The following is a 19,133-nucleotide window of genomic DNA, read 5'->3' on the forward strand; positions in this document are numbered from 1 at the left end:
CCGGCTACGCCGTCGCCTCGACCCGGCCGGCCGGCCGGGGACTGAGCGTCCTGCGGTGGCCACCTACCGGCGCCGGCCCCAGCAGGTGATCAGCGGGGCGGTGGTCACGTCCAGTTCGGTGTCGCGGAGGTTGGCCAGGTGCCGGTCCAGGTCGGCGGCGGGGAGGTCGGGGCCGACCAGCTGGTCGCGGAGCTGACGGACCGTCGCCGCCTCCAGCTCCCGGCAGGCCGGGGAGGTGACGGGGAAGTACGCCTCGGCGGCGACGTCCGTCAGGCCCGCCTCGCGCAGCAGCCGGGGCAGGGTGCGGCCGAAGGCGAGGTCGGCGCCGCGCTCGGCGAGCCGGGCCCGGAACGCCCGGCGCACCCGGTTCGCCAGCTCCTGGTCCGGTCCGTGCGCGTCCGGGCAGGCGAGCGGTTGCAGGGCCGGGTCCGCGTCCTCGACCACCAGCCAGCCTCCGGGCCGTACCGCCGACGCCAGCCGCCGCAGCACCTCGGCCCGGTCGGGCAGGTGCACCAGCACCAGACGGACGTGCACCAGGTCGAACAGCCCGTCGGGCAGCGGGTCGCGGGTGACGTCGTGCCGCAGGACCTCGACGCGGTCGGCGGGCAGTCCGGTCAGCCAGCTGGTGTCGAGGTCGCTGGCCAGGACCCGGCCCGCCGGCCCGACCCGCTCGGCCAGTGCCAGCGGGATCCCCGGGCCGCCCGCACCCACCTCCCAGCAGTGGTGCCCGTCGGCCGGGCCCAGCCGGTCCAGGTGCTCCAGCGTCCACGGGTCGAACAGCTCGGCGATGCCCTCGAACCGTCGACCCGCCTCCCGCTGCCGGTTGTCCAGCAGGTAGCCGCGCTCGTCGCCCATGCTCCGCGCCTCTCGGATCGCCCTTGCCCGTCGCTCCGCCCGTCGCTCGACGCGGCCGACCGCGATGGTAGGCGATCGGTGCCGGGTGCGCGAAGGCGCCCCGGGCTGCGGGTGGGAACCGAGGGAAGTCGACCGATTAAACTGATCATCCGAAAGTGGATCAGTTTGCATCCTCCGCCGACCCGCCCGAGGTACCGCGATGAGTCAGTCCTGGAAGCCGCTCCCTGACGATCTTTCGGAACCCGCTCGACGTCTGGCCGAGGAACTGCGCGCGGTCAAGGACGCGCACCGGATCTCACTGGCCGAACTCGGGAGGAGGACCTACCTCAGCAAGGCCTCCTGGGAACGCTGGTTGAACGGGAAGCGCCTGATCACCCCGCAGGCCCTGGCCGGCCTGATCGCCACGGTCGAGTGCGACGCCGATCTGCTCACCTCCCTGCTGCGGAAGGCCGAGGCCGCGCGCGACGCGCACGAGGTGCTCTCCTCCGAGGCCGCGCACGACACGGACGAGGCGCTCTCCCCGGCGCCCGCGCCCGCAGCGCCGGCCGAAGCGCCCGACGCCGCCCCCGCCTCGCCGCAGCCCGCCCCGTGGCGGCGGCCGGCGGCCGGCGTGGGGGCCGCCGTGGCCGCCGTGCTCATCCTGTTCGCGGCCCTGTACCTGCGCGGCCCGCACGGCGGCAACGGCACGGCATCGGCGGCGACGCTCCCGCCGAAGACGGCGGCGGCGGCGACGGCGACGGCGACCGCCGGGTCGGCGCCGCTCTGCGAGGGCGTCGGCTGCGCGGGCAAGGACCCCCAGGACATGCGGTGCGACGTCGACCAGCGCACCCTGCTGACCGGCAACGTGGGCAAGGTGGTCCTCTACGTCCACTACAGCCCGCGCTGCCGGGCCGCCTGGTCAGGGATCACCGACGGCTCCCCCGGGGACAGCGCCACCATCACCACCAACCACGGCTGGCAGGAGACCGCCCTGATCCACTGGGGCTACGACAACTACTCCGTGATGGTCGACGCGAGCCCCGGCGACACCACCTTGCAGGTGTGCGGCCACCAGAAGGACGGCGACAACTGCACCGGCGTCGTCACCGACCCCGCCGCCCGCGCGAGCGCCCTCCCCAGCCCCCCGCCTCCGGCTGCCGCTCCCACGCCGACACCCACGCCCACGCCGACGCCGACGCCCACGCCCTGAGGAGCCGCCACCGTCGCGGCAAAACCCACTGGCGGCTCGGGCCCGCACGAACGAGCATGGCCCGCATGAGCGACCAACCCGAACGATGGACCCAGGCAACCGTCTACCCCGACATGTGGGCCGACCCGGACGACGACCCCCGCAACAGCGAGGGAGTCTGCCCGGACGGCGAACTCCCCACCCTGAACGACTTCCTGACGAACTACCGCCACACCCTGCTGATGAAGTGCGAAGGCCTGGACCCGGAGCAGCTGGCCCGCCGGTCCGTCCCGCCGTCGACGATGTCGCTGCTCGGTCTCGTCCGGCACCTCGCCGCAGTGGAACGGGACTGGCGAGGCTGGATCAGCGACGGTGATCCGCTGCCGAAGCTCTACGGCAAGCGGGACGCGGACTTCGACGGAGCCGTCACCGAGCAGGCCGAGGTCGACGCGGCGTTCGCCGACCTGGCCCGCGAACAGGCCGCCACCGACGCCGCCCTGGCCGCGCACCCGGACCTGGGCACGCGGCTGGGGAAGAGCGGCATCGCGGTGCGAGAGCTGCTGGTGCACAGGATCGACGAGTACGCCCGTCACTGCGGGCACGCCGACCTGTTGCGCGAGTGCCTCGACGGGCGGGTCGGCCAGTGAGGCCCGGGGTGCGCTGACCTCGGCGGCCGGCCCCGTCAGGCGGCGCCCCGCTGGAAGGCGGCGCTGCGCCGGAAGACCGCCGACAGGCTCGCTCCCCCGGTGCCCGCCACCGCGCAGCGCAGCACCAGCGGCCCGGAGTCCGAGAGCACCGTGATGCCGGTGCCGCCGCTCGCGAGCCGGTAGCCGTCCAGCGCCAGCGTCAGCTGGACGGTGGCCGCCTTCCGGGTGGGGTCGGCGACGGCGACGGAGAGGTCGCCGCCGTTCTCGCGGAGCAGGACGGAGCAGGGGGCGGAGACGGTCAGCGGGCCGACGGTGCCGGGGGCGAAGAAGTTGGCGAGGGTGAGTCCGAGTCCGGGCGCGCTGATCGCCTGGGCGTCGGCCGTGTTGGCGAGCACGGTGGCCGTCGGGGCCGCCGCGCGGGCCGCCGCCTGGTCCGGGCCGGCCCCGGGCATCAGCACGTAGTGGTACGTCCCGTCGACGGGGTCGGTGCCGTGGTCGAGGCCGATCGACAGGTAGGTCCGGGTGATCGGGTCGGGCGCCCCGCCCCGGTTGATGTCGGCCCACGCCCCGGTCCGCCGTTCGCGGGCGAGGTCGAGGGTGGCGCCGTCGGGGAACACCCAGGCGCCCGACCCGGCCAGCGCCGCCCAGCGGACGCCGTCGGCCCGCCGACTCCAGCCGGGGTCGGCGGGCTGGCGGACGCCGTCCAGCACGAACTCCCGGTCCTCGCGGGCCCCGAGGTTGCGGTGGTCGACGGTCGTGCGGACGGCGACGCCGTCGGTGCAGCCGATGCCCGCGCCGAGGCAGACGATCGAATCGTCCAGGCAGAACCAGGACTTGCGCCCGACCAGGGTGGAGCCGAGGCCCCGGACGTCCTGGCCGACCACCGACCGGTCGCCGTCGCTCGCCCCGCCCGCCCAGGCGGTCGCCGGGCGGGCCTGGCCCCAGTCGCCACCGGCGCCGTCGGCCAGCGGGCGCGTCGACACGGTGGTGCCGGGCAGCCGGTAGGGGTCGGCGGTGGGCCAGAAGGAATCGCTGTACTGCTCGTCGCCCTGCTCGCCGCCGTACCAGTAGAGCATTCCGCTGCCGCTGTGCCAGGCCCGCAGGTTCTCGCCGTTCCCGCACTCGTAGAAGGCGGTCCGGGACGAGGACAGGCTGAGCTGCGCGCTCCAGCCGGGCCGGCGGTGGACGGCCCGGTCCATGGTGAACACCCGGCTGCCCGTGCCCTCGTCCGCCGCCCGGGTGCCGGAGTCCGCCAGGAGGGCCTGTGCGCGGGCGAGTTCGGGGATGTCGGCAAGGGCGTTGGACAGGTGGGGGAGCACCTGGTCGCGCTGGAGGGAGCCCTTCACGGCGGCGCGCCAGGCCGCCGCCTGGGCCGCCGGCACCGACCCGGAGTCGGCCAGCCGCAGGACGTCCCCGAGCAGGGCGTGGCCGCGCACGTGGTCGTCCAGGCGGGCCCGCCGCGCGTCGCCGGCCTGCACGCCGCGGCTGACGGCGCGGCCCGAAACCCCGTCCATCACCAGGCCGTTGAACAGGAACGGCAGGAACCCCCGGTCCACGGCGGTGAAGACGTTGCGCAGCGCGGGGTCGGTGACGGCCCAGGGCGTACCGGCGAGCAGGCGCAGCAGCCGGCTCAGGCTGCCGAGCAGCACCTCGCCGTAGCTGCCGGTGTACGGCACCCAGGTGTGCTGGACGAAGCTGCCGTCGGCGTAGATCCCGTCGCCGGTGGTCACGTAGCGGAACACCGGTGACAGCCCCCGCTGCGCGGCGGCGACCGGGGCCGCCGAGCGGCCGATGACACCGCGCAGCGCGAGCACCCGGCACAGGTCCACCCGGTTGGCCCCGGTGCTGGTACCGGTGTACTTGTCGACCACCGAGGACGGGACGAAGTGGTCCACGGCCGCACCGCACGCGGCCGCCCGTTCGGCCGTCAGGAGGTCGCCGAGCAGCACGCACACGTCCAGCAGGGCCTGGGGGGCGCCGATCTGCCAGTCCCACCAGTTCCCGTACGACGTGGTGGTGGCGGTGTAGGCGCGCTGGAGCACCCAGTCCAGGCCGGTCGCGACGGCGGCGCCGAGGCCGGGGTCGGCCGTCGAGCCGGTGGCCGGCCGGGTGAGGGCCAGGGCCATGAGCCGCAGCCGCCCGACCGTCGACGTGACGGCGGCGGAGGCGGAGCCGACCGGCAGGTCGGGCCAGAGCGACCCGGCCTGCGGGCTCAACGCGGCCTGGTGGCGCCGTGCCTGGTCGCCCAGCGCGGTGAGCGCGCGGGCGAACGGCGGCGCGGCCGGGTCGTACCCGGTGCCGGTCAGCTGCTCGGACCAGGCCTCGCGCATCGCGTCGTAGTTGTCGGCGGCCCGGGCCTCGGTTGGCCCGCCGAGCCACCACGCGGCCGCCGCGGCGGTGGCGGCGGCGCTGGTCCTGAGCAGTCCGCGCCTGCTCAGGACCGGTATCGCAGCCGGGTCACCGGTCTTCGTCCACGAGCTGTCCATCGGGCCGTCCTTCCTCGCGAACTCCCTTGTCTGACGGGAGAGTAAGCGCTTTCTATCGCGAGGACAACGCTTCCGGCACGGCCCGCGACCGGAGAGCCTGCTACCGGAGGGCCGGCTACCCGACCGGCCCCGTCGACCCGCGGGGCACCAGCTCGGTGGCGAGGACGGCCCGCTGCGGCTCGGGGCCGGGGCGGTGCAGCGCGAGGCGCAGCGCCGTGCGGCCGAGGTCGAGGTGCGGGATGCGCACGGTGGTCAGGCCGGGCCTGAGGTCCTCGGCCCCGGGCAGGTCGTTGAAGCCGATCACCGAGACCTGTTCGGGCACGGAGATCCCGTGCTCCCGCAGGACCGTCAGCACGACGGCCGCCACGTCGTCGTCGTGCGCGAAGACCGCCGAGAAGTCCGGCGGGCCCTGGGCCAGGCGGCGGCGCAGCCAGGCCCGCGCGCCGTCCCGGGTGTGGCACCCCTCCACCGTCAATTCGGCCGGGTGGCGCAGGCCTTGGGCCGCCAGCGCGGCCTGGTACCCGGCGAGGCGCTCCCGGGTGGTGGTGGTCGCGGCCGGTCCGCCGAGGAAGAGGATCCGCCGGTGGCCCAGCGTCAGCAGGTGGTCGACGGCCGCCCGCGCGCCGCCCGCGTTGTCGTAGTGCACGGCCGTCAACGGCAGTTCCTCCCCCGGGGCGGGCCGGCCGCAGAGCACCAGCCGGGAGCCGGCCGCGTCCAGGATGCCCGCCAGCCGGGCGATCCGGGTGCGGTACCCCGGGCTGTCCTCCACCCCGCCCACCAGCACGACGGCCTCCACGTCGCGCGCCCGCATCTCCTCGACCAGCGTCAGTTCGCGGTCGGGGTCGTCGTCGGTCGCCGCCACCAGGCAGAGGCAGCCCTCGTCCACCGCCTGCCGCTCCACGCCGTGCGCGACCCGGTTGTGGAAGGGCGCCGCGAGGTTGCCCAGCAGGATCGCCACCGTCCGGGACCGCCGGCCGGCCAGCGCCCGCGCCTGCGCGTTCACGACGTAGTCGAGGTCCCGCACCGCGCGCAGCACCCGCTCCCGGGTGGCCCCGGCCACCGGGTAGTCGCCCGCCAGCACGCGCGACACCGTCGCCATCGACACGCCCGCCAGCGCCGCCACGTCGTTCACCGTGGGCCTGCCCCGCCGGGCTCTCCCCCCGTCGCTCACCGCTGTCCCCCCGGTCCCGACCGACTCCGCGCCCGGCCTTCGACGGCGGGCCGTGCCCCGAGGATACGGGCGGCTGCCGCCTCGCGTCCGCCAGGCTCAGGAACCGTCGTCAGGCGTCGGACGTCACTCCCCCTGCAGAACCGTTCGCGCAGGTCGCGGGCGGGTGGGAGCCGGAAGGGACGGGTGGGGAACGGTGACGCAGGTGACCGAGGTGACCGAGGTGGCGGACGGGGCCGTGGCCGACGTGGACGGAGCCGCGCCGCAGGGGCGGCGGGCGTTCGCGGTGGCCGGGTTCGCGTCGGAGCGGGGCGGGCGTTCGCGGGAGCGGGGGAAGGCGCTGCGCGGGCGCATCCCCCGGGAGCGGCACGCGGAGTTCTCGCCGGTGCCCGGGCGGCCGACGGCCGTCGAGGCGATCGAGGCGTCCAACGCGGGCCGGATCGCCGCGTTGGTGCCGATCCGGGTGGGGCGGATGGCCGCCACGCCGTTCGCGTTCCTGCGCGGTTCGGCCGGACTGATGGCCGCCGACCTGGCGGGCACCCCGGCCACCGGGGTCGGCGCCCAGCTGTGCGGGGACGCGCACGCCGCCAACTTCGGGCTGTACGGGGACGCCCGCGGGCAACTGGTGATGGACATCAACGACTTCGACGAGACCGTGCCCGGCCCGTGGGAGTGGGACCTCAAGCGGCTGGCCGCGAGCCTGGTGCTGGCCGGCCGCGAGACCGGGGCCGACGAGACCACCGCCCGGGAGGCCGCCCGGCACGCGGCCGGCTCCTACCGCCGCACGATGCGCACGCTCGCCAAGCTGCCCGCGCTGGACGCCTGGAACGCCGTCGCGGACGAGCAGTTGGTCTCCTTCACCGAGGCGCACGACCTGGCCGAGGTGCTGCGCAAGGTCGGCGCGAAGGCGCTGGGCAACACCAGCGCCAGATTCGCCGCCCGCAGCACCACCCGTACGGCGGACGGCGGTCGGCGGTTCACGGCCGCTCCGCCGGTGCTCACCGAGGTGACCGACGCGACCGCGCGGGCCGTCGCGCAGTCGCTCGGCCCGTACGTGGCGACGGTGCCCGCCGAGGTGCGCACCCTGCTGTCCCGCTACCGGGTCCAGGACGTGGCGTTCCGGGTGGTGGGCACCGGCAGCGTCGGCACCCGCTCGTACGTGGTGCTGCTCACCGACCACCGGGACCAGCCGCTGGTGCTCCAGGTGAAGGAGGCCCGCCCGTCCGTGCTGCTGCCGTACCTGGAGCGCGCGGGCCACCCGGCGGCCGGTCAGGACGGCCACGAGGGCCGCCGGGTGGTGCTCGGGCAGAAGCACATGCAGGTGGTCAGCGACACCCTGCTGGGCTGGACGACGGTGGACGGACTCCCCTACCAGGTCCGGCAGTTCCGCAACCGCAAGGGCAGCGTCGACCCGGCCGCGCTGCTGCCGGGCCAACTGGACGACTACGCCCGGATCACCGGCGCCCTGCTGGCCCGGGCGCACGCGCACACCGCCGACCCCGGCCTGCTGGCCGGCTACTGCGGCAGGAGCGAGGCGCTGGACGAGGCGGTCGCGGCCTTCGCCGTCGCGTACGCGGACCGGACCGAGGCCGACCACGCCGACCTGGTCACGGCGGTGCGCGCCGGCCGCCTGCCGGCCGAGTTCGGCGTCTGACCGGCGCGTCCGCCCCGAGGCGTCCGCGTCAGGACGTCCGCGTCAGGCGGACAGGAACGGCGCCACCGCGGCGACGAACTCGGCGGGCCGGGCACTGTGCACGAGGTGCCCGGCCTCGATGGTGACCATCCGGCAGTCCGGGATCAGCCGGGCGAGCTCGGCGAGCCGCTCCTGCGGGACGTGGCTCGCCGAGCCGCCCGCGACCACCAGGGTGCGGGCGGTGATCCCGGCCATCCCCGCCAGCCAGGCCGGGTCGGGGGTGTCGACCTGCGTCTTGACGGCCTTCACCACGGCCCAGTCGAAGTGCACCGGCTCGTCCGGCGCGTCCGGCACCGCGCCGGCCGGGCGCGGGTGCGGTGCCGGGATGTCCTCCAGGACCAGCCGGCCGATCCGCTCCGGCCGGGCCTGGGCGACCAGGTAGCCGACCACGCCGCCCATCGAGTGGCCGACCAGGTCGACCCGCGCCAGGCCGAGCGCGTCGAGGAAGGCGAGCACGTCGTCACGCATCTCCTCCAGGCCGTACCGGGCGGTGCGGCCGCTGTCGCCGTGGCCGCGCAGGTCGAGCGCGTACACGCGGTGCCCGGGGGCGAGGGCGGGCAGGACGACGTCCCAGTCCGTGGCGCGCTCCCCGAGGGCGTGCAGCAGCACCAGCGCCGGGCCGTCCGGCGGGCCGCTCTCGCGGTAGGCGAGCGCCACCTCGGGCAGGTCCACGATCCGGTTCTCGGTCATGCCCGCCACCGTAACTGCGGGCCTGCGCCGGACAGAACTCAGCGGACCGCTGTTCGCCCACGGCTCACCGCGACGGGCTCGCCGGCCGCCTCCCGGGCCGCCCGCCGGCCGGCGAACACCGAGGCCAGGACGGCGAGGGCGGCGACCGCCGCGCACACCACGCTGGTGGCCAGGTAGGCGGAGCGGTGGTCGCCGCCCCCGGCGGTCTGCCGCAGGTAGACGCCGGACAGCGCCGAGACCGCGACCGCCGCCGCGATCCGCTGCGCCATCTGCAGGATGGCCCCGCTCACCCCGGCCGCCTCGGCGGGCGCGTGGCGCAGCACGTACGCCTGGTTGGTGGCGCCCATCACGCCGATCGAGGCGCCGCCGAACAGTTGCAGCAGCGCCAGCAGCCAGGGCAGGACGGCGGCGGGCGCCCAGTGCGCGACCAGTCCGCTCGCCAGCATGACCAGGGCGGAGCCGGTCATGCCCGCGGTGACGGTGCGCCGCCCGAAGCGCTGCACCACCCGCCAGGCCAGCGCGGAGGCGACGCCCATGGCCACCGCCGAGGGCAGCGCAACGAGTGCGGCGCCCATCGGGGAGAGCCCGAGGCCGTCCTGGAGGAACATGGTGAGCACCAGTCCGGCGGCGAGCGAGGAGCCGAACTGGGCCATCGCGGTCACGGTGCCGAGCGCGTACGGCGCGGAGCGGGTGAGTGCCGGGTGGATCAGCGGGTGGCCGCCGGAGCGGGCGTAGCGGCGCTGCCACCAGGCGAGCGCGCCGAGCAGCAGGACGGCGACGGCGGCGAAGGCCAACCAGCCGGTCCAGCCGGGCGGTTGGACGAACGGCAGCATCAGGGCGAGGGTGAGCGCGGCGACCAGCAGCAGGCCGACCAGGTCGAGGTCGGCGTGCCGGGCACTCGGGCGCGGCCTGGGCAGGTGACGCACCGCCAGCGCGACGGTGGCAAGTCCGAACGGCACGTTGAGCAGGAAGGTCAGCCGCCAGCCGTGCTCGGGGCCGGCCGCCGCCAGGACCGCGCCGCCGATCGGCGGGCCGAGCGCGAAGGCCAGGCCGCCCGTGACGGCGTACATGCCGAGGGCGCGGGCCCGCAGCTGGCCGTCGAACACGTCCTGGAGGGTGCCGATCATCTGCGAGTTGACGAGCCCGGCGCCCACGCCCTGGAGCAGCCGGGCGGCGATCAGCACCTCGGGCGCGGTGGCGGTCGCCGAGACCAGGCTGACCAGGGTGAACAGGGCGAGGCCGGTGACGAAGAGCCACTTGCGGCCCCTGACGTCGCCCAGCCGCCCGCCGGGGATCAGCGCCAGGCCGAAGGCGAGCGAGTAGCCGGCGACGATCCACTGGAGGTGGGCGGGCTGGGCGTGCAGGCTCTCGCGCAGGGCCGGGATGGAGGTGTTGAGGACGGACTGGTCGAGCAGCGTGGTGAAGCCGCCGGCGACGCAGACCAGCAGGACGCGGCGCCCGGCGGCGTCGAAGCGCTCGCGGGGCGCGGCGGCTATCCGGGTCTTCGGTCGCCTCACGGTTCCACCACCACCAGGGCGTACCGGGCGTCGTCCGGGCCGGGGGCGCGGAATCGGCTGGTCCCGGAGACGTAGCGCAGGCAGTCGCCGGGGCCGAGCAGGTGCCGCTCGCCGTCGACGGTGAGCTCCAACACCCCCTCGAACACCCACAGGTGGTGTTCCAGGTCCGCCACGCAGGGGCGGTCATAGGCGATGTCGGCGCCGGCGGGCAGCCGGCCCTCGACGATCTCGGCGCGCAGCGAGCCGTGCGGCGGGGAGACGGAGCGGCGGACGAAGCCGGTGGTCTCGTCCCGCCAGATCCGCTGGTCCGCGGCCCGCACCAGCCGGGCCGGCGCCGACTCGACCTCGGCGAGCAGCCGGGACATGGTCCGCCCGTAGACGGCGCAGAGCCGCCCGAGCAGCGCGGCGGTCGGGCTGACTTCGGCCCGTTCGACGCGCGACAGCGTGGAGCGGCTGACGTCCGCCAGCCGGGCCAGTTCCTCCAGCGTCCAGCCCCGTTCCAGTCTCAATTCGGCGAGCCGGTTGGCGAGCCGCTCGTCGGCGGCCGTCTCGATTCCCATATTCGCGATGCTATCCCGGATATGAGATCACTCCCAGGGGCGCGGGACGCTGCGGGCGGGGCGTGGGGAAGGGCGGGCGGCGTGGACTCGGCCGGGACTGCGCGCTGCGTTCGACTGCGCGCCCCTGCGCTCCTCGCGCCCTCTCCCGTTCCTCCGGCTCCTCCGCCCCTTCGACTCCTCGGCTCCTCGGCTTCGGCTCCTCGGCTTCGGCTCCTCGGCTCCTCCGACCCCTCGGCCCGGGAGGGGCGGTGATCATATGATGTTCGGCGGATCAGGGCTGGTCAGCGGCCCACCGGCGAGGGGGAATCATGTTCGGCATCATCAGACCGTGCAAGCACCGGCTGTCCGAACGGCTTCAGGCATCGTGGCTGGCGCACCTGTGCGGGCTCTGCCTCGCGCTGCGCGACGACCACGGCCAACTCGCCCGCACCGCCACCAACTACGACGGCCTGATCATCTCGGTCCTGGTCGAGGCCCAGGCCGCCCGCGAGGACGCCTCCTGGCGGCGCACCGCCGGGCCCTGCCCGCTGCGCGGCATGCGCACCGCCTCCGTCGCCCGGGGTGAGGGCGCCCGGCTCGCCGCCGCCGTCTCGCTCGCCCTCGCCTCGGTCAAGATCCGCGACCACGTCGAGGACCGTGACGGCGTGTTCGGCCGCCGCCCGGTCGCCGTCGGGGCCCGCGCGGTCACCCGGCGGTGGGACCGGAAGAGTGCCGGCAGCGCCTCGGCGGTCGGCTTCGACACCGGCGTGCTGCTCGAAGCCGCCTCCCGGCAGGGCGAGTTGGAGCGGTCACTGCCGCCCGGCGGTTCCGTCCTGCTGGTCACCGAGCCCACCGAGACCGCCACCTCGGCCGCGTTCGCGCACACCGCCGTCCTCGCCGGGCGCCCCGGCAACGCCGCCCCGCTCGCCGAGGCCGGCCGGCTCTTCGGCCGGCTCGCCCACCTCCTCGACGCCGCCGAGGACCAGGCCGCCGACGCCGCCGGCGGCGCCTGGAACCCGCTGACCGCCACCGGCACCGACCGCGCCGAGGCCGAACGCCTGTGCCGCGACGCCGTCCACGGCATCCGGCTCGCGCTGCGCGAGGTCGAACTGACCGACCGGGCCCTGGTGCACCTGCTGCTCGCGCACGAGACCGAGCGGGCCGTCGAGCGGGTCTTCGGCCCGGCCGCCCACGCGGCCGCCTGCCGCACCCGAAACGCCGGACCCGTCGCCGACGGGTCCGCCCCCGACGGATCCGCGCACGCAACGACCGGCGGGCACCCGCACGCCGCCGCCGGGGAGCACCCGCACGACGCGCCGCCGCGCCAGGCGCCGCCCGGGCAGACCCCCGGTCAGGATCCCGGCCGGACCCCGCTCCCGCCATGGGTGCCCCAGGGCCCCGGCTTCACCCCGATCGGCAGCAAGCCGACGCGACCGCGCAACCTCCTGGCCGGCTGCGCGGTGTGGGCGCTGATGGCCTGCACCTGCCAGTTGCTCTGCTGCGACCACAACGACCCGTTCAGCCGGGAGCGCCGGGAGGGCTGGTGCCAGCGGCACGACTGCGACTGCGGCGACTGCTGCGACCCTTGCAACTGCTGCAACGGTTGCGATGGCTGCGACGGTTGCAGCTGTTGTGACGGCTGCGACTGCTGTGACTGCAGCTGCTGACGTGCCGTACCGTCAGCGGTCCGGATTCCACCGCGCCGCCGGCGACAGCGGCGACGCCGTCACCTGATCGACCGCCACCGGCCCGGAGCGCCCCCGCGGCGCCCCGGGCCGGTCCGCCGGCCCGTACGACTCACCGCGCCGCCAGAGCGGCAGCACCACCACCGGGCGCCGCTCCGGCCCGTCAGGCATCGGACCCGGCCGCCGCCCGGCGCCTCGCCCGGTCCGCCGTCCGGTCCGCCGCCAGCGAGTTCTCCAAGCGCGCCAGCAACTCCCGGAACCGCTCGGTGTCCTGCTCCGTCATCCGCCCCTCGGGCGCCGCCCCCGGCCACTCGGCCGTTATCTCGTTCATGAGTCCGACGTTACGCCCCGACGATCAACAGGCGATAAATGCGGAACGCACGCCTACGGGTGCGGCGGTGAACGGAGCCGGTCCTCTTGGCGCGCGCGGGGGTTGGTGGTTCACTTCTCATGTTAGGCAACTTTCCTAACATGGCACCAGTGCTCGACCGCCTCCCCCCGCGAGAGGACCAGCTCCCCATGGGCCGTAGCCGCACCAGGACACTGATCGCCGCGGCGGCACTCGCCGCCCTGCTCCCGCTCGCCTCCGCACCCGCCGAGGCCGCCGCACCCGCCGCGCACGGCGCCCGGGCCGCCTTCCGGCACCCCGGCGTGCTGGTCGGCGACCAGCAACTCGCCTTCCTCAAGGGCAAGCTGGCGGCCGGGGCCGAACCCTGGACGTCCGCCTTCGCCGACCTCCGGTCGAGCACGTACGCCTCGCTGGACTGGCGGCCCCGGCCGCGCGCGAACGTCGAGTGCGGGTCCCGCTCCCACCCCGACAACGGCTGTTCGGACGAGCGCAACGACGCGATGGCCGCCTACGCCCACGCCCTGCAGTGGGTGCTCACCCGCGACCAGCGGTACGCCGACAAGGCGATCGAGATCATGGACGCCTGGTCGGCCGTGATCCAGGAGCACACCAACAGCAACGCCCCGCTGCAGACCGGCTGGTCGGGCAACAACTGGTCCCGGGCCGCCGAGTTGATCCGCCACTCCGGGGCGGGCTGGCCGACCGCCTCGATCGACCGCTTCGCCACCATGCTGCGCACCGTCTACGTGCCGCTGCTGTCGCCCGGCAGCCCGCGCAAGAACGGCAACTGGGAGCTGATCGAGACCGACGCCCTGATGGGCGTCGCGGTCTTCCTCGACGACCGCGGCCTGTTCGACCAGGCGGCAGGAATGTGGCGCAAGCGCCTGCCCGCCTACGTCTACCTGTCCTCCGACGGCGCCCTGCCGGTGCCGCCGCCCAAAGCCGGGATCGAGGGCAAGACCGCGCTGGTGAAGTACTGGTCCGGCCAGTCGACCTTCGTGGACGGGCTGTCGCAGGAGACCTGCCGCGACTTCGGGCACACCGGCTGGGGTCTGGAGGCCGCCGCCCAGACCGCCGAGACCGCCCGGCTCCAGGGCCTCGACCTGTGGGGCGAGGGACGCGAACGGCTGGTCAAGGCCCTGGAGTTCCACACCGCGTACGAGAACGGCGCGAAAGTTCCGAACTGGCTCTGCGACGGCTCGCCGAAGACCGGTCTCGGCCCGGCCGTCCAGCTCGCGTACAACGAGTACCACCTGCGCGAGGGCGTGGCGATGCCGCAGACCGGGCGGTACGTGGCCGCGCGCAGCCCGTTCGGGGCCGACCACTTCATCGGCTGGGAGACCCTGACCCACACCAGCGCGCCCTGACGGCGCGGGCGGGAAGCGGCGGTTCCGGGAGTGCACCCGCCCGGGGCCGCCGTTTCGGCCGCGCCCTTCCCGGGAGCGTCCGTTCCGCGCGGCTCACCCCTCGGGGAACAGGCCCTCCAGGACGGTGGCCACCCCGTCCTCGTCGTTGCTGCCGATGACGTGGTCCACCGTGGCCAGCACCTCCGGGTGGGCGTTGGCGACACCGTACGAGGTGCCCGCCCAGGCCATCATCGGCAGGTCGTTGGGCATGTCGCCGAACGCGACCGCCTGCTCGCGGGTGATCCCGCGCCGCCGCGCCAGGTCGCCGAGCGCGGAGGCCTTGCTGACGCCCTTCGCGACGGCCTCGACCAGCCGCTCGCCGTTCGCGTGGTAGACCGTCACCAGCTCGCCGAGCACCGGGCGGGCCAGCGCCAGCAGCTCGTCCGCGGACAGCTCCGGGTGACGGCCGATCAGCTTAGGCGCCGGGCGACCGAACAGCCGTGCGTCGTCGAGGCGTTGCACGGTGGTGTCGGCGTCCCAGGCGCCCGCCTCGTAGTGCGCGTCCCCGGCCAGCTCCTGGGCGTACTCGACGGCCAGCCCGATCCCCGGCACGGCCTCGCGCAGCCGCCGGGCGCTCTCGCCGAGCACGTCGACCGGGATCGGGTTCTCGGCGATCACCGCGCGGGTGCGCATGTCGTAGCCGAATGCGCCGTTGGAGCAGATCGCCACGCCCCGGTGGCCGAAGGCGGCCGCGATCTCGCCCATCAGGCGCGGCGGGCGGCCGGTGACCAGGACGACGAGCCCGCCGGCCCGTTCGACCCGGGCGAGCGCGGCGACGGTGCGGGCCGAGACGGTGCGGTCGCCGCGCACGATCGTCCCGTCGAGGTCGGTGGCCACCAGGCGCGGCGGCCGTATCGGGGTGACGGTGGGTGGGGTGGTGCTCGGGAGGCTCATGGGTCGGTGCTCCGTGCTGGTCGGGGTTTCGGTGGGAGCGGCCGGGCGCGGAGGCGTGTGCGGTACGCGCGCGTACGGCGCGGGCGGTGCGCACGCGGCGTGTGCGTGCACGCGGGGCGCCCGATTCGGTGGTGCAGGGAGCTCGCGGGCCGGGCCCGGCGGTGGCCGGGCGGACGGTCGCCAGACGCTCGGACGGTATCACCGGCGCGGCCCGTTCGGCGGCTGACGGGTGCCCTACGATCGACCGAATGAGCACAGCAGGACGGACTACGGCCACGGACGGGGCGCCGCAGCCCGTCACCCTCGCCCCACTGTCAGGGCCTGGACAACAGCCGTGGAACCGGCAGCGGCTCCGGAGCAACAACGAGTGGCTCCTGCTGGAGCGGCTGCGCTGCCACGGCCCGCTCTCCCGGGCCCAACTCGCCCGCGACACCGGGCTGTCCAAGCCGACCGTCTCCACCGCACTGGCCACCCTCGAACTCGCCGGACTCGCCCGCGAGGCCGGCAGGTTCGCCCCCGAGCGCGGCCGCACCGCCGTCCTGTACGAGACCGACCCGGCCGCCGGGCACGTCCTCGGGCTCGACATCGGCCGGGCCCGGCTGCGGGTCGCCGTCGCCGACCTGTCCGGATGCGTCGTCGCCCGCCGCGACCTGCCCAACCGCGGCCGCTCGGCCAACGCCGTCGCCGACGCCGTCGTCGCGGCCGCCCGCGAGGCCCTCGCCGAGGCGGGCCTGCCCGGCACCGCCGTCGCCCACACCGTGGCCGGCACGCCCGGGGTCTGGGACGAGCGCAGACGCAGCGTCAGGCTCGCCGCCAGCCTGCCCGGCTGGGGCCGCCCCGGCCTGTTCGACCGAATAGCCGACGGCCTGGGCACCACCGTCACCGTCGCCAACGACGCCAACCTCGCCGCCGTCGGCGAGTACACCTACGGCGCGGGCGCGGGCAGCCGGCTCTTCGTCTACCTGCTGGTCGGCACCGGACTCGGCCTGGGCGTGGTCAAGGACGGCGAACTGCTGACGGGGGCGCACGGCGCGGCCGGGGAACTCGGGCTGCTGCGACTGCCGGGCTGCGCCTCCGCCACTGCCACTGCCACTGCGACCACCGGCACCGGCGCCGGCACCGGCACCGGCACCACCCTGGAGGAGACCGTCTCCGCCGACGCCGTGGTGCGCACCGCCCTCGACCTCGGGATGCGGCGGCCGCTCAGCGCCGAGAAGGTGTTCACCCGGGCCCGGCTCGGCGAGCCCGCCGCGGTCGAGGCCGTCCGGCAGGAGGTGGACCGCCTGGGCTACGTCCTCGCCGTCGTCGCCGCGCTGCTCGACCCGGACGTGGTCGTCCTCGGCGGCGGCATCGGGCGCAGCGCCGACCTGCTGCTGCGCCCGCTGGAGCAGGCCCTGTACGAGCGCTCCCCGCTGCGGCCCCGGCTGGAGCCGAGCCGGCTGGGCCAGGACGCCGTCCTGCTGGGCGCCGTCGCCACCGCCCTGGAGGCGGCCCGCCCCGAGGTCTTCGAGCGGCGCACGGCCCCCGTCCCGGGCTGACGGCCCCGCGGTCCGTCAGGCGCGGGCGGACAGTGCGGCGTCCAGCAGCACGCGGGCGGCCGCCTTGGCGTCGGCGGCGGCGCTCGGGTCGCCGTGCACGGCGGCGGTGGTCATCGCCCCCTCGGCGAGCAGCGCCAGCTGGGCGGCGGTGGCGGGCGGGGCGCCGGCGGCCTCGGCCAGGCAGGCGAGGTAGGCGTTGAACTCCTCCTTGTGCTGCCGGGCGGCCGCCGTGACCGCCGGTGAGACGGCGCCCAGCTCGCCGAAGGAGTTGACGAACGCGCAGCCCCTGAAGTCGGGTTCGGCGAACCAGCGGCCGAGCCAGTCGAAGACGGCGAGCAGCTGGTCGCGCGGCAGCGTGGCGGCGCCGGCCACGTAGGCGGCGAGGTTCGCCCGCCAGCGCCCGTCCCGGCGCCGCAGGTACGCCTCGACCAGGTCGCCCTTGGACGGGAACTGCTGGTAGAGCCGGCGCATCGTCAGGCCGGAGGCCGCCCGGACGGCGTCCATGCCGACCGCCTGGATGCCCTGACCGTAGAACAGCTCCTCGGCCGCGTCGAGGATCAGGCCCCGCGGGTCGTGCTGGTCCATCTGCCGTGCCCTTTGCGTGAGAACGATGGTTCTCCTAGGGTAGCCGCTACAGCGAGAACGATCGTTCTCACCGTCGGCTCCGCCATGCCCGAGGAGACCCCGTGACCGAACAGCGCCCTCCCCTGCCCCCGTTCACCCCGGAGACCGCCCGCCGAAAGGTCCGCGCCGCCGAAGACGCCTGGAACACCCGCGACCCCCACCGTGTCGCCCTCGCCTACACACCCGACAGCCGGTGGCGCAACCGCACCGAGTTCCTCACCGGACGCGAGCGGATCGCCGACTTCCTCACCCGCAAGTGGCACCGCGAACTCGACTACCGCCTCGTCAAGGAGCTGTGGGCGCACGACGGCGACCGCATCGCCGTCCGCTTCGCCTACGAGTGGCACGACGACTCCGGCCAGTGGTACCGCTCCTACGGCAACGAGAACTGGGAGTTCGACCGCGACGGCCTGATGGCGCACCGCCACGCCGCCATCAACGACCTGCCGATCACCGCCGCCGAACGCCTCTTCCACTGGCCGCTCGGCCGGCGCCCCGACGACCACCCCGGCCTCACCGCCCTCGGACTCTGACCCGGCGCCAGAATCCGGTCCCGGCACGGCACGGCAGGCCGGGGCGGCCGTTGTTCCACGACCGTGACACGGCTCGCACCGGCCGCTGAACTCCCCCTGGGATGCTCCTCCTCGAACGCGAACCGCACCCGAGGGGGGACCTGGAATGTCCGTGCGCAACAGATTCGGCACCACCGCCGCGCTCGCCGTGATGACCACCGTCGGCGCCGTCCTGCTCTCCGCCTGCGGCCCCGACAACGCCGGCTCGGACGCCGCCACCCCCGGCAGCGCGGCGCCCGGCGCCACCGCTCAGGGGGCTCCTGCCCCGGGCGGCTCCGCCCGCCCGAGCAACCCCGCACCGAGCAACCCCGCACCGGGCACCCCCGTGCCGAGCACCCCCGCGCCCGGCACCAAGGAGGTCAACGGCACCAGCGCGGCCAACCACCTGACCGTCAGCACCGGCACCCGGGCCGTCGCGATGAACGGCACCACCGTCGACTTCGGCACCGTCGTCCGCGACCTCGCCTGGTCCCCCGACGGCAAGCGGGCGGCCTTCATCAACGGCAACGGCGACCTCGTCGTCGCCGACCCCGACGGCGGCGCGAAGGTCACCCTCGCCACGGCCCCCGGCGGCGAGGCCTGGTCCCACCCCACCTGGCAGCACGCCGCGCAGGGCCCCAGCGACCTCCCCGAATCCGCCGAACGCTTCGACACCATCGTCTTCGCCGCCGCCAAGGGCGGCGTCCTGCGCCTGGAGAAGATCCCCACCAAGGCCGTCGGCGGCACCCCCGAGGTGCTCACCCCGCACACCTCCCTGGACGGCAACGCGAACATGCCGCAGCCGCCGCAGACCGGCAACACCTGGGCCGACGCCGGTGGCCGGCACGGCGAGATCGTCTACGCCAACACCCCCGCCGACGAGGTCTACCTCTACGACGACTACATCCGCCCCGCCACCCGCGACCTGGGCCAGGGCTCCCAGCCGGCCCTCTCCCCCGACGGCGAGCACGTCGTGTTCGTCCGCTCCGTCGACGGGCACGACCACCTGTTCACCCGCTCCAGCCGGATCGACCAGAAGGACGAGAAGGACCTCACCCCCGCCGCCGCCACCGACTACACCGAACCCGCGTGGTCCCCCGACGGCAGGACCATCGCGGCCCGCACCCCCGACGGCGTCAGCACCCTCCCCGCCGACGGCTCCGCCGCCCCGGCCCCGGTCTCCACCGTCAAGGGCCTTCCCGCCTACCGGCCGTGAGCCCCCGGAACAACGTGAGCAGCTGACGGCGGAGGGGGGGGGGAAGGCGGGGAGGGCCCCCCCCCGTCGGGAGCTCAGGGGGGGGGGAAGGGGGTTTGCCCTGTGGT

General features: G+C 75.4%; 17 protein-coding genes. 8 read left to right on the plus strand and 9 right to left on the minus strand.

Annotation, left to right across the window (positions count from 1 at the left end; translation table 11 throughout):
* Nucleotides 1–63: 63 nt before the first annotated feature.
* The gene (locus tag ACFVX9_RS19025) at nucleotides 64–855 is read right to left on the minus strand and encodes a methyltransferase domain-containing protein (RefSeq protein WP_380482609.1); all 792 of its coding nucleotides are present in this window, start codon (nucleotides 853–855) and stop codon (nucleotides 64–66) included.
* 199 nt (nucleotides 856–1,054) lie between these two features.
* On the opposite strand from ACFVX9_RS19025, the gene ACFVX9_RS19030 reads away from it, so the two are divergent.
* Complete coding sequence (locus ACFVX9_RS19030) at nucleotides 1,055–2,044, plus strand: DUF2690 domain-containing protein (protein WP_387982612.1); 990 nt, start codon at nucleotides 1,055–1,057, stop codon at nucleotides 2,042–2,044.
* A gap of 56 nt (nucleotides 2,045–2,100) precedes the next feature.
* Nucleotides 2,101–2,670, plus strand: a complete 570-nt coding sequence (locus ACFVX9_RS19035; RefSeq protein WP_387982613.1) for a DinB family protein — start codon at nucleotides 2,101–2,103, stop codon at nucleotides 2,668–2,670.
* 35 nt (nucleotides 2,671–2,705) lie between these two features.
* On the opposite strand, the gene ACFVX9_RS19040 is transcribed toward ACFVX9_RS19035, so the two are convergent.
* Nucleotides 2,706–5,156: a polysaccharide lyase 8 family protein gene (locus ACFVX9_RS19040; RefSeq protein ID WP_387982614.1), complete on the minus strand. Its 2,451-nt coding sequence runs from the start codon at nucleotides 5,154–5,156 to the stop codon at nucleotides 2,706–2,708.
* 115 nt (nucleotides 5,157–5,271) lie between these two features.
* Entirely contained in the window at nucleotides 5,272–6,288 is a 1,017-nt protein-coding gene (locus ACFVX9_RS19045; protein WP_387982615.1) for a LacI family DNA-binding transcriptional regulator, read from the minus strand.
* A gap of 250 nt (nucleotides 6,289–6,538) precedes the next feature.
* On the opposite strand from ACFVX9_RS19045, the gene ACFVX9_RS19050 reads away from it, so the two are divergent.
* The gene (locus tag ACFVX9_RS19050) at nucleotides 6,539–7,978 is read left to right on the plus strand and encodes a DUF2252 domain-containing protein (RefSeq protein WP_387982635.1); all 1,440 of its coding nucleotides are present in this window, start codon (nucleotides 6,539–6,541) and stop codon (nucleotides 7,976–7,978) included.
* Between the two features lie 42 nt (nucleotides 7,979–8,020).
* On the opposite strand, the gene ACFVX9_RS19055 is transcribed toward ACFVX9_RS19050, so the two are convergent.
* The 3 genes from ACFVX9_RS19055 to ACFVX9_RS19065 are packed head-to-tail and all read right to left on the minus strand — an operon-like array spanning nucleotide 8,021 to nucleotide 10,784.
* Nucleotides 8,021–8,707, minus strand: a complete 687-nt coding sequence (locus tag ACFVX9_RS19055) for an alpha/beta fold hydrolase (RefSeq protein ID WP_387982617.1) — start codon at nucleotides 8,705–8,707, stop codon at nucleotides 8,021–8,023.
* 38 nt (nucleotides 8,708–8,745) lie between these two features.
* On the minus strand, nucleotides 8,746–10,224 hold the full coding sequence (locus ACFVX9_RS19060) for an MFS transporter (protein ID WP_380428888.1): 1,479 nt from the start codon (nucleotides 10,222–10,224) through the stop codon (nucleotides 8,746–8,748).
* Nucleotides 10,221–10,784, minus strand: coding sequence for a helix-turn-helix domain-containing protein (locus tag ACFVX9_RS19065; RefSeq protein WP_063350572.1), 564 nt, complete (start codon nucleotides 10,782–10,784; stop codon nucleotides 10,221–10,223). The genes ACFVX9_RS19060 and ACFVX9_RS19065 overlap by 4 nt, the downstream gene beginning before the upstream one ends.
* A gap of 308 nt (nucleotides 10,785–11,092) precedes the next feature.
* On the opposite strand from ACFVX9_RS19065, the gene ACFVX9_RS19070 reads away from it, so the two are divergent.
* Complete coding sequence (locus tag ACFVX9_RS19070) at nucleotides 11,093–12,430, plus strand: DUF5685 family protein (protein WP_387982618.1); 1,338 nt, start codon at nucleotides 11,093–11,095, stop codon at nucleotides 12,428–12,430.
* A 181-nt stretch (nucleotides 12,431–12,611) separates the two neighbouring features.
* Here ACFVX9_RS19070 and ACFVX9_RS19075 read toward each other — a convergent pair whose 3' ends face one another.
* A complete protein-coding gene (locus ACFVX9_RS19075; RefSeq protein WP_159398569.1) occupies nucleotides 12,612–12,779 on the minus strand; it encodes a hypothetical protein in 168 nt (55 codons plus the stop codon).
* Nucleotides 12,780–12,967: 188 nt separating this feature from the next.
* Between ACFVX9_RS19075 and ACFVX9_RS19080 the strand changes: the two genes are divergently transcribed.
* A complete protein-coding gene (locus ACFVX9_RS19080; RefSeq protein WP_387982619.1) occupies nucleotides 12,968–14,164 on the plus strand; it encodes an alginate lyase family protein in 1,197 nt (398 codons plus the stop codon).
* A 93-nt stretch (nucleotides 14,165–14,257) separates the two neighbouring features.
* Here the strand turns inward: ACFVX9_RS19080 and ACFVX9_RS19085 are convergent, their stop codons facing one another.
* Nucleotides 14,258–15,097 (minus strand): HAD family hydrolase, encoded by an 840-nt coding sequence (locus tag ACFVX9_RS19085; protein ID WP_363373571.1) that lies wholly within the window; start codon nucleotides 15,095–15,097, stop codon nucleotides 14,258–14,260.
* Nucleotides 15,098–15,345: 248 nt separating this feature from the next.
* Here ACFVX9_RS19085 and ACFVX9_RS19090 point away from each other — a divergent pair, with 248 nt between their 5' ends.
* Nucleotides 15,346–16,635 carry an ROK family protein gene (locus ACFVX9_RS19090; RefSeq protein ID WP_387982621.1) on the plus strand — a complete coding sequence of 430 codons (1,290 nt, stop codon included), beginning with the start codon at nucleotides 15,346–15,348 and terminating at the stop codon, nucleotides 16,633–16,635.
* A 15-nt stretch (nucleotides 16,636–16,650) separates the two neighbouring features.
* Here the strand turns inward: ACFVX9_RS19090 and ACFVX9_RS19095 are convergent, their stop codons facing one another.
* Entirely contained in the window at nucleotides 16,651–17,220 is a 570-nt protein-coding gene (locus tag ACFVX9_RS19095) for a TetR/AcrR family transcriptional regulator (RefSeq protein ID WP_380378623.1), read from the minus strand.
* Nucleotides 17,221–17,321: 101 nt separating this feature from the next.
* Between ACFVX9_RS19095 and ACFVX9_RS19100 the strand changes: the two genes are divergently transcribed.
* Both ACFVX9_RS19100 and ACFVX9_RS19105 read left to right on the plus strand, forming a co-directional pair.
* Nucleotides 17,322–17,792, plus strand: a complete 471-nt coding sequence (locus tag ACFVX9_RS19100) for a nuclear transport factor 2 family protein (RefSeq protein WP_363373577.1) — start codon at nucleotides 17,322–17,324, stop codon at nucleotides 17,790–17,792.
* 145 nt (nucleotides 17,793–17,937) lie between these two features.
* Entirely contained in the window at nucleotides 17,938–19,026 is a 1,089-nt protein-coding gene (locus ACFVX9_RS19105) for a hypothetical protein (RefSeq protein WP_387982623.1), read from the plus strand.
* Nucleotides 19,027–19,133: the final 107 nt, after the last annotated feature.

The sequence above is a fragment of the Kitasatospora sp. NPDC058243 genome, assembly GCF_042882025.1.
In the GTDB taxonomy this organism is placed as follows: Bacteria; Actinomycetota; Actinomycetes; order Streptomycetales; family Streptomycetaceae; genus Kitasatospora.